8 protein-coding genes and 1 pseudogene are annotated in these 9,671 nt (G+C 60.9%); 7 read left to right on the forward strand and 2 right to left on the reverse strand.

The genetic code is table 11. The features are described from left to right. Positions 1–35: 35 nt before the first annotated feature. Positions 36–1,928, forward strand: coding sequence for a penicillin-binding protein 2 (gene mrdA / locus RS887_RS10220; RefSeq protein WP_322615910.1), 1,893 nt, complete (start codon positions 36–38; stop codon positions 1,926–1,928). A gap of 12 nt (positions 1,929–1,940) precedes the next feature. Here mrdA and RS887_RS10225 read toward each other — a convergent pair whose 3' ends face one another. Beyond that, positions 1,941–2,900, reverse strand: coding sequence for a LysR family transcriptional regulator (locus RS887_RS10225; protein WP_322615284.1), 960 nt, complete (start codon positions 2,898–2,900; stop codon positions 1,941–1,943). 154 nt (positions 2,901–3,054) lie between these two features. On the opposite strand from RS887_RS10225, the gene RS887_RS10230 reads away from it, so the two are divergent. From RS887_RS10230 to RS887_RS10255, 6 genes are all read left to right on the forward strand, one after another. Continuing rightward, entirely contained in the window at positions 3,055–4,356 is a 1,302-nt protein-coding gene (locus RS887_RS10230; RefSeq protein WP_322615285.1) for an MFS transporter, read from the forward strand. After that, positions 4,353–5,108, forward strand: coding sequence for a class II aldolase/adducin family protein (locus RS887_RS10235; RefSeq protein ID WP_007988289.1), 756 nt, complete (start codon positions 4,353–4,355; stop codon positions 5,106–5,108). Before RS887_RS10230 ends, RS887_RS10235 begins: the two co-directional genes overlap by 4 nt. After that, on the forward strand, positions 5,105–6,046 hold the full coding sequence (locus RS887_RS10240) for a glyoxylate/hydroxypyruvate reductase A (protein ID WP_322615286.1): 942 nt from the start codon (positions 5,105–5,107) through the stop codon (positions 6,044–6,046). Before RS887_RS10235 ends, RS887_RS10240 begins: the two co-directional genes overlap by 4 nt. Before the next feature lie 219 nt (positions 6,047–6,265). Continuing rightward, positions 6,266–7,645: an MFS transporter gene (locus RS887_RS10245; RefSeq protein WP_322615287.1), complete on the forward strand. Its 1,380-nt coding sequence runs from the start codon at positions 6,266–6,268 to the stop codon at positions 7,643–7,645. Between the two features lie 18 nt (positions 7,646–7,663). Next, positions 7,664–8,056, forward strand: a complete 393-nt coding sequence (locus RS887_RS10250; RefSeq protein ID WP_322615288.1) for a RidA family protein — start codon at positions 7,664–7,666, stop codon at positions 8,054–8,056. Next, a complete protein-coding gene (locus RS887_RS10255) occupies positions 8,049–8,660 on the forward strand; it encodes an RraA family protein (RefSeq protein ID WP_322615289.1) in 612 nt (203 codons plus the stop codon). Before RS887_RS10250 ends, RS887_RS10255 begins: the two co-directional genes overlap by 8 nt. Here the strand turns inward: RS887_RS10255 and RS887_RS10260 are convergent. Beyond that, positions 8,657–9,573: pseudogene (locus RS887_RS10260) on the reverse strand (LysR family transcriptional regulator). The gene RS887_RS10255 and the pseudogene RS887_RS10260 overlap by 4 nt on opposite strands. Positions 9,574–9,671 lie beyond the last annotated feature (98 nt).

Consider the following 9,671-nt stretch of genomic DNA (forward strand, 5'->3'; position numbering starts at 1 on the left):
CGGATCGGCATTCTTTTCAAAGAGTTGCTGCACAAGTGCCTGAGCCGATACCGATCAAGGACCACGAGAAAGAAACACGCCTGGTCAACAAAAGGCTGATGGCCTGCGCCTTGTTCGTTGCCGCCATTACCTGTGCTCTAGTGGTTCGCCTGTACGTCCTGCAGGTGGTCGAGTTCGACTATCACTCGACCATCTCCGAAAACAATCGCGTGCATGTCCTGCCGATTACGCCTACCCGCGGATTGATCTATGACCGCAACGGCGTACTCCTCGCTGACAACCGTCCCAGCTTCAATCTGACCATCACCCGCGAGCGCGCCACCGATGTGAACGCGGAGCTGGACGAAGTGGTCAATCTCCTGCACTTGCCCGCTGAAGACCGCTCGCAGTTTGATAAGGTGATGAAGCAGGCACGTCACCCCTTCGTACCCGTGACGCTGTTCTATGAGCTGAGCGAAGAACAGATTGCCGTACTCGCCGTCAACGAGTTCCGCTTGCCGGGCCTCGAAGTCGAGCCGCAATTCGTTCGACACTATCCGTTGGGCGAGCACTTCGCTCATTCGGTCGGCTACGTCGGACGTATCAACGAGAAAGAGTCAAAGGCTCTGGATACGGTCGAGTATCGAGGTACCCAATCCATCGGCAAGACCGGGATCGAGAAATTCTACGAGGCGCAGCTGCACGGCCATGTCGGTTATGAGGAGGTCGAAACCAATGCTCAGGGCCGCGTGCTGCGAGTGCTCAAGCACACTGATCCGGTGCCGGGTGAAAACATTGTCCTGAGTCTCGACGTCAAGCTGCAGGAAGCCGCCGAACAGGCCCTGGGCGATCGTCGCGGCTCGGTGGTCGCACTCGATCCGTCGACCGGTGAAGTGCTGGCCATGGTCAGCAACCCGAGTTTCGATCCCAATCTGTTCGTCACCGGTATCAGCTCCAAGGAATACTCCACGCTACGCGACTCCGTCGACCGACCGCTGTTCAACCGTGTGCTGCGCGGGCTCTACGCGCCGGGTTCGACCATCAAGCCGGAAGTGGCAATCGCCGGCCTCGACGCGGGTGTCGTCACGCCACAGACCCGTGTGTTCGACCCCGGTTATTACCAACTGCCGGATTTCGATCACAAGTACCGCAACTGGAACCACAGCGGCGATGGCTGGGTGGATATGGATGCCGCGATCATGCGTTCCAACGACACCTATTTCTATGACCTCGCACACAAGCTGGGGATCGATCGCCTGCACGACTACATGGCGATGTTCGGACTGGGTGAGAAAGTCTCCCTGGACATGAATGAAGAATCCCCCGGCCTGATGCCATCCCAGGCCTGGAAGCGCGCCACGCGTCGTCAGGCGTGGTTTCCTGGCGAGACGGTGATTCTTGGTATCGGCCAAGGCTACATGCAGGTCACGCCGCTGCAATTGGCCCAGGCCACGGCGCTGATTGCCAACAAAGGCGTGTGGAATCGCCCGCACCTGGCCAAGACCGTGGACGGTATCGCGCCGGTGGATGAGCATCCGATGCCGAACATTCTGCTCAAGGATCCGCGTGACTGGGAGCAGGTCAACCATGGCATGCAGATGGTGATGCACGACGCCCGCGGGATTGCCCGCGCCGCCGCCGCGGGCGCGCAATACCGTATTGCCGGCAAGAGTGGTACCGCGCAAGTGGTGGCGATCAAGCAGGGCGAGCGCTACAACCGGGAGAAAACCCGTGAGCGTAACCGCGACAATGCCTTGTTCGTCGGATTCGCCCCTGCCGAGCACCCGAAGATCGTGATTTCGGTGATGATCGAAAACGGCGAGGCGGGTGGTCGTGTCGCCGGACCGGTCGTACGGCAGATCATGGACGCCTGGCTACTCGATCAGGACGGGCACCTGAAGCCGCAGTACGCCGTGCCGAGCAAGGCGCCGGGCGATCCTCACGTCTGATTCATCAAAGCTTCACAGCTCCGGCTCACGGATGCTGAGCATGTGCTGGAAGCTCTCGAGGAACACCGTTTCGGCCTGGCTCATTTTCTGTTCGCGATTCCACAGCAACTGGATATCGAAATCCACCACGCCGTCTTCCGGCGGCAAGCGCCAGAGCAGGCCTTGCTCGACATCCCGGCGCACCAGATGCGTGGGCAAGGCGCCGATGCCGTAACCCGCGCAGATCAGGCGATGAATTTCTTCGAAACTGGTGGATGAGGCGACGATCTTGCCGGTGAAGCCCTGCTGATCGCGGAACAGCGTCAGGGGTGAAAGATTGCCGCCCAATTGATCGCTGGTGAAGCTGACGAAGTTTTCCGCCGCCAGTTGTTCCAGGGCCAGGTTCTCTTGACCGAACAATCGGTGACGCTGGCCACAAAAGTAAGCGTAGGTCTCGCGAAACAGCACCCGCTGTTCCAGCCGTGGCTGTGGCAAACGGCACAGGCCGACGCCGATGGTCGCAGTCTTTTGCAGCAGCGAACTGATGATGTTCGAACTGCCCATCACCTCGACTTCCAACTCGATTTTCGGGTGAGTCTCATGGAAGTCAGCGAGGAAATCATCGTAATGCCGCGCCTGCACACCGCTGACGGTAAGGATGCGGATCTTGCCCACCACGTCGTCGTGACGGCTCTCCACCACTGTTCCCAGACGTGAAATATCACCATAGATATCCGCCGCTATGCGCAGGACTTCTTCCCCGGTTTCTGTCAGGTCAAAGCGTCGTCCACTGCGGGCAATCAACACGCATTCCAGTTGTTCCTCCAGCCGTTTCAACGCCTGGCTGACCGCCGACTGGGTGATGTGCAGGCGCGCGGCAGCGCGGCTCATGCTGCCTTCCTGGCCGATGACCAGATAGGTGCGCAGCAGGTTCCAGTCGAGGCGGTCATTGAGAAAGCGTCGGCCGACCCACGGGTTGGAAGTGGAGGGCATAAAACCTCATGCAGTAGCAGTGCTAATAGTAAAGATAAGGATTTGAAAATTGACTAATCCTGGCACGGAAGCGATAAAGCCCACAAGCGCCATAGAGTGCAACCGTCACCAGCCTTAACACCTGCCCAAAACTATAAGTACACAGGGTCCTTGCATGCACACTACTCCCCAACCGCGCCGAGCCGCGGCCGCTGCCTTCATTGGCACGACCATCGAGTTCTACGACTTTTACATCTACGCCACCGCGGCGGCGCTGGTCCTCGGGCAGGTGTTCTTCCCCAGCAGCGACCCGGTCATGAGTACCCTCGCGGCTTTCGGCAGTTTCGCTGTCGGCTTTATTGCGCGGCCCATGGCCGGGATGGTCTTCGGGCATCTGGGCGATCGTCTCGGGCGCAAGAAAATGCTCTTGGTGACCATGGCCTTGATGGGCATCGCCACCGCGGGCATCGGCCTGTTGCCGAGCTATGCCAGCGTCGGTATCTGGGCGCCGATCGGTCTGATCGTGCTGCGGTTGATCCAGGGCATTTCGGTCGGTGGCGAGTGGGGTGGGGCGGTGTTGATGGCGAGCGAACATGCGCCGGCCAGGCGCAAGACGTTCTACGCCTCGTTCGCCCAACTCGGCAGCCCCGCCGGCTTGTTGCTGGCACTGATCGCTTTCCGCCTGGTGACGTCCCTTGAGCCAGAGGAGTTCCTCGCCTGGGGATGGCGCCTGCCGTTCCTCGCCAGTGGCGTGTTGATGATGGTCGGCCTGTTGATCCGTTCCGGGGTTCACGAGTCGCCGGAATTCGCCAAGGTCCAGGACAACAACGAGACCGCCAAATACCCGGTGATGGACGTGATTCGCACCTGCTGGCGGCAGATCCTGTTCGCTGCTGCGGCAGTGACCATCGGCTCGGCAGGGTTCTTTTTCACCAACACTTTCATGATCACCTACGTCACCCAATATCAGGGCATTGCCCGTTCGACGATTCTTGATTGCCTGTTTCTGGTGACCCTCATCCAGTTGCTCTCGCAACCGGTCTCGGCGTTGCTGGCTGAACGTATCGGCGAAGGGCGTTTTCTCAAATGGGTCGCGCTGCTGTGCATGCTCACGCCGTACCCGATGTTCCTGCTGGTGGGCACGCAGAACATTCTGTTGATGACGCTCGGTATCGCGTTGGCCGTGGTGATTCTTTCGGCCCTGTACGCGGTGATCGCCGGCTACATGACCCAGGCTTTCCCGGTGCACCTGCGCTACTCGGGCATTTCCATCGCCTATCAACTGGCTTGCGCTGTGGCCGGAGGCACCACGCCGCTGATCGGCACTCTGCTGGCCAGCAAGTTCTCCGGACAATGGTTGCCGCTGGCGGTGTTCTTCACCTTGCTCTCGGCCCTGTCCCTGATCGGTGTTTGCGGCCTGGCCCGCCTGCGCGCCAACCCGGTCGTCTCCCACGCTGCCAAAGAGGTGTATTCGTGAGTAAACCTGCACACATCGACCCGGTTGAATGGCAAGCCCGTTGCGAACTGGCTGCACTGTATCGACTGGTCGCGCACTTTCGCATGACCGACCTGATCGACACCCACATCACCCTGCGGATTCCGGGACCCGAGCACCACTTCCTGATCAACCGCTACGGGGTGATCTTCGACCGCATGCGCGCCTCCGACCTGGTGCGCATCGATCAGGAAGGGCGGGTGGTCGATCCGGAGTACGCAGGCCATCGGGTCAATGCCGCCGGCTTCGTGATTCACTCGGCGATCCACATGGCGCGTCCGGACCTGAACTGTGTGATCCACACCCACACGGCAGCCGGCATGGCGGTCGCGGCGCAGAAGCAAGGCTTGCTGCCGATCAGTCAGCACGCGCTGAAGTTCTACGGCAAGCTGGCCTATCACACCTATGAGGGGATCGCGCTGTCGCTGGATGAGCGCGAGCGGTTGATTGCCGACCTCGGTCCGCACCGGGCGATGATCCTGCGCAACCACGGTTTGCTGGTGGGTGGCTCGGGCGTGGCCCAGGCGTTCCAGGAGATCCATTTTCTGGAGCGTGCCTGCCAGGCCCAGGTGCAGGCGCTGGCCGGTGGTTCGGCACTGCATTACCCATCGCCGGAAGTCTGCGCGCACACCGCCGAGCAGTTTGACCGTGATGAGCAGGACAACATCATCGACCTGGCCTGGGAGGCTGCCCTGACCCTGATCGAATCCCAGCGCGAGTCTTACTTGTCATGAGCGCCGTCATCAATACCGTGGTCCTGTTGTCCCGCGATACCTTGCTGCTCAAGCAATTGCAGGCGGCCTTTGCCCGCAGTGCGCCGCAGCTCACTGCCGTGCTGGCCGATGATTCGCGGGCAGCCAATGCACAGATAGCGGCATGCTGGTTTCCCTTGCCGGGCAGTCTCGGCGCCTTGCCGAACCTGCAGGTGATTCATTCGGTGGCCGCCGGTATCGATCACCTCGATCACGATCCTTCATGCCCGGATCTGCCGACCTGCCGCGTGGTCGATCCGGGTCACCGCCAGGGCATGACCGAGTACGTACGCTGGGCGGTGATCCACTATCACCGCGGTTTCGATCAGGTGTTGTCGCAACAACGGGAGCAACGCTGGGAACGGCCGCTGCAACGGACGGCGGGGCAGTTCAAGGTCGGTATGATGGGGCTCGGCTCGCTGGGCAGCGCGATTGCGCTGGACCTGGCCGCAGCCGGTTATGACGTGCGCGGCTGGGCGCGGCGCAGCAAGGACTTGCCGGGTGTGCGTACGTTCGCCGGGGCTGATGCGTTAAATCCGTTTCTCGACGGCCTCGAGTTGCTGATCAACCTGTTACCACTCACCAGCGAAACCCGCGGCATCCTCGGCCGGGCCACTTTCGACCAACTCGCCAACGGCGCAGCACTGGTCAACTGTGGCCGGGGCGGTCATCTGAACATCGACGATCTCGAACAGGCATTGGCGAGAGGACAATTGCGCGGTGCGCTGCTGGATGTCTTCGAACAGGAACCGCTGCCGGTCGATCACCGGCTCTGGACCATGCCCGGTGTCACCATTACGCCGCACATGGCTTCGGCGGCTTCCCATGACTGTATTGCCGAACAAGTGGCGGAGAACTTCCGTCGTCTGAATGCTGGCGAGCCGTTACTCAACTGTGCCGACCGAGTATTGGGATATTGAACTGACACACCCCCTGTAGGAGCGAGCCCGCTCGCGATGGTCGTTAACGATTTCGCGTGTTTGCCGGTTAAACGCGGTGTTCTTGAGTTCATCGCGAGCAGGCTCGCTCCTACAGGAACCAGCTTCCCGTAAGCCATAACAACAACCTTCGCCTCAACCGTTTTACTGCCAGTCAAAACAATTAAATAACGAGTTCTTGATGAATTCCTGGAGACAGTGATGAGCGATCTATCGTCCGCAGAAAAGACCGGCGCACCACCGGAAGTTGCAATCAGCATGAAAAAAGTCGCAGTGGCCAGTGTGATTGGCACCACCGTGGAATGGTACGACTTGTTCGTGTTTGCCACCGCATCGGCGCTGGTGTTCAACAAAGTGTTCTTTCCGGATTTCGTGCCGCTGATTGGAACGCTGCTGGCTTTCGGCACCTTCGCTTCGGCGTATCTGGCGCGGATTGTCGGTGCAGCATTGTTCGGGCATTTCGGTGATCGCCTGGGGCGCAAATCGATGCTGTTGATTTCGCTGTTGACCATGGGCGCGGCGACCTTCGCCATTGGCTTGTTGCCTGACTTTGCCACCATCGGTATCTGGGCGCCGATCCTGTTGTTGCTGCTCAGGGTCGTGCAAGGCCTGGCATTGGGTGGCGAATGGGGCGGGGCGGTGTTGATGGCGGTGGAGCATGCACCGGCCAACAAGCGTGGCTTGTACGGTTCCTGGGTGCAGATCGGTGTGCCGGCCGGGACCATGATTGCCAACCTGGCATTCCTGTTGATCGCGGCGTGGCTGTCCCCTGAGGATCTGCTGGCCTGGGGCTGGCGTATTCCATTCCTGGCCAGCGTGTTGCTGATCGCCGTCGGCTTGTACATCCGCCTGAATATCTCGGAAACCCCGGCCTTCAACAAGGTCAAGGAGGCTGAGGTGCAAGTGAAAATGCCGCTGGCGGAAGTGTTCCGCAAGTACTGGAAGCAAGTGGTGCTGGGCGGTATTGCCACCATGTCCACGGGCGCTTCGTTCAACATTATCGTGGCGTTCGGTTTGACTTATGGCACACAGAATCTCGGCTTCAGCCGCAGCGTGATGCTTGGTGTGGTGCTGCTGTCCTGCGCCTGGTGCATCGTCATGCTGCCGGTATTCGGCGCGCTCTCGGACCGTGTCGGACGCAAGCCGATCATTGTCGGCGGCATCATCGCCGAAGCGCTGGTGGCGTTCCCGATGTTCTGGCTGATGGACACCAAAGAGCTGTCGATGGTGGTCTTCGGTTATCTGTTGCTGATGACGGCGTTCGCCGCCAACTACGGACCGATCGCGACCTTCCTCGCCGAACTGTTCGGCACCCGGGTGCGTTATTCCGGGTTGTCCATCAGCTACATGTTGTCCGGCCTGCTCGGTAGCGCGGCAACACCGATTGTCACCACGGCCTTGCTGGCCGCGACGGGCAAAGGCTCTTCGGTGGCCTGGTACATGATCGGCGCAGCGTTGATTTCGCTGGTGGCGCTGTTGCTCCTGACCGAAACCTTCAAGAAAGACATCAGCGAAATCCCGAGCATCGTCCCGACAGACGCCCCGGCTTCCGGCAAACCCTTCAATTCGGCTACGGCCTGACGTCAGGAGTTCTACTACATGCGCAGAATTCAATCAGCCCCTGGCTACATCGGCCCGGTCGGGCCTTACTCCCAGGCCGTGGTCAGCGGCCACCTGGTGTTCACCGCCGGGCAGATTCCGGCCCAAGGCAGTCTGAACGAACAGCCCGCTGATTTCCTCGAGCAGGTGCGGCAAACCTTGCGCAATCTGGAGGCGATCCTGATCGAGGCGGGCTCCGGTTTCAGCCATGTGATCAAGGTCAATGCCTACCTGACCGATCCCGCGCAACTGGAACCGTTCAACGCCGTGTACCGCGAGTTCCTCGGCCATGCGCCACCGGCGCGCACCACGGTGTGCGTGGCCCTGTGGGGCGTGTCGCTGGAGATCGACTGCGTTGCCGAACTGATTGCCGGGGAGCCGCAACATGGATGAGTCGCTACTGATCGAACAGCTCAAGGTCGTGAGCTTTCCGACCCTCGGGCATTTTCTCGAAGAGGGTTTTGCCGATCCGCAACTGCGGGCCATGGTGCCCAATGTGAAAGTCGTTGGCCGAGCCTTGACCCTGAAACTGGTGGGCGCCGATGCCATCGCCGTCAACCAGGCCCTGGCGCAAATCAGGCCCGGCGACGTGCTGGTGATCGACACCGCTGGCAATCATCGGCACGCGCCGGTCGGTGCGGTGACCAGTTGCGCGGCGCGCTGTGCCGGGGCGGTGGCTATTGTGGTGGACGGCGCAGTGACCGATTTGCTGGAGTTGCGCGAGGCCGGTTTGCCGGTATTCGCCCGAGGCACCAGCCTGTTGACCACCAAGCTGCACGGTCGCGGCGACAGCGCCATCAATCAGCCCATCCACTGCGCTGGCGTGATGGTGCAGCCGGGGGATTGGGTGCTGGCGGACGACAACGGCGTGTTGTTTCTTGACACGGCAACGGCGGTGGCCGTGATCGAGCAGGCGCTGGCCTCGGATCGCGCCGAGCCACGTTTGCTCGAACGCTTGCAGGCCGGTGAGCCGGTGGCGCAAGTCTTGCGCGTTTAGTCCGTCAGCCGTTGCTGCAGGCTTTCGAGAAAGATCGTCTCGGCCCGGCTCATGCGCTGTTCGCGGTTCCACAGCAAATGAATGTCCACATCGGCAATTCCCTCGTGGGGCGGCAGGCGCCAGAGCAATCCGGCGTCGACGTCGGCCGCCACCACGTGCTCGGGCAAACAGCCGATACCGAAGCCGGCGATGACCAGTCGCCGGACTTCTTCCAGGCTCGGCGATGACGCAACGATGCGTCCGCTGAAGCCCTGCTGATCGCGAAAAATCGTCAGCGGCGACAGCATGCCGCCGATCTGGTCGCTGGTGAAACTGACAAAATTCTCCCGCTGCAAATCCCCTTCGGCGACGTCCTGTTGGCCGAACATCCCATGGTGCTTGCCGCAGAAAAACGCATAGCGCTGACGCAGGAACAAGCGCTGCTCCAGGCGTGGCTGCGGGCGCCGATTGAGGCTCAGGCCGAGGGTCGCGGTTTTTTCCTGGAGTGCACTGACGATGTCGGAACTGCGCATCACATCGACTTCCAGATCCACTCGCGGGTATTGGCGATGGAAGTCGGCGAGGAAGTCATCGAAGCGCTCGGAGAAGATCCGGCTGATGATCAGCAACCGCACTTTGCCGATCACTTCGTCGGCCGGTTGTTCCAGCACGCTGCTGACCTGGGACATTTGCCCATAGATTTCCCCGGCCAGGGCGAAGATCTGCTCGCCGACTTCGGTCAGGGCAAAGCGTGGCCCGCGACGGGCAATCAGTTGGCGGCCCAGTTGTTCTTCCAGACGCTTGAGGGCCTGGCTCACTGCCGGTTGCGTCAGGTGCAGGCGCGCGGCGGCGCGGCTGATGCTCAGCTCCTGGCCAATCACCCGAAGGTGCGCAGCAGGTTCCAGTCCAGGCGGTCATTGAGCAGGCGTTGCATAGGCGTTCAGCAGCAAGTCAGGGGCCAATGGGGAGAGTCGACGGCTTGCACACGCAGTGCGCAAGCCATGGAAATCTACAGTCGCGGGATCGTAACAC

The organism is Pseudomonas sp. BIC9C, assembly GCF_034541995.1.
In the GTDB taxonomy this organism is placed as follows: Bacteria; Pseudomonadota; Gammaproteobacteria; order Pseudomonadales; family Pseudomonadaceae; genus Aquipseudomonas; species Aquipseudomonas fluorescens_CC.

Excerpts from the sequence above, each read along its gene's own strand:
- RS887_RS10230 (WP_322615285.1), top strand. The coding sequence starts at position 3,055 with ATGCACACTACTCCCCAACCGCGCCGAGCCGCGGCCGCTGCCTTCATT.
- RS887_RS10250 (WP_322615288.1), top strand. The coding sequence starts at position 7,664 with ATGCGCAGAATTCAATCAGCCCCTGGCTACATCGGCCCGGTCGGGCCT.
- RS887_RS10255 (WP_322615289.1), top strand. The coding sequence starts at position 8,049 with ATGGATGAGTCGCTACTGATCGAACAGCTCAAGGTCGTGAGCTTTCCG.
- RS887_RS10245 (WP_322615287.1), top strand. The coding sequence starts at position 6,266 with ATGAGCGATCTATCGTCCGCAGAAAAGACCGGCGCACCACCGGAAGTT.
- RS887_RS10240 (WP_322615286.1), top strand. The coding sequence starts at position 5,105 with ATGAGCGCCGTCATCAATACCGTGGTCCTGTTGTCCCGCGATACCTTG.
- RS887_RS10225 (WP_322615284.1), bottom strand. The coding sequence starts at position 2,900 with ATGCCCTCCACTTCCAACCCGTGGGTCGGCCGACGCTTTCTCAATGAC.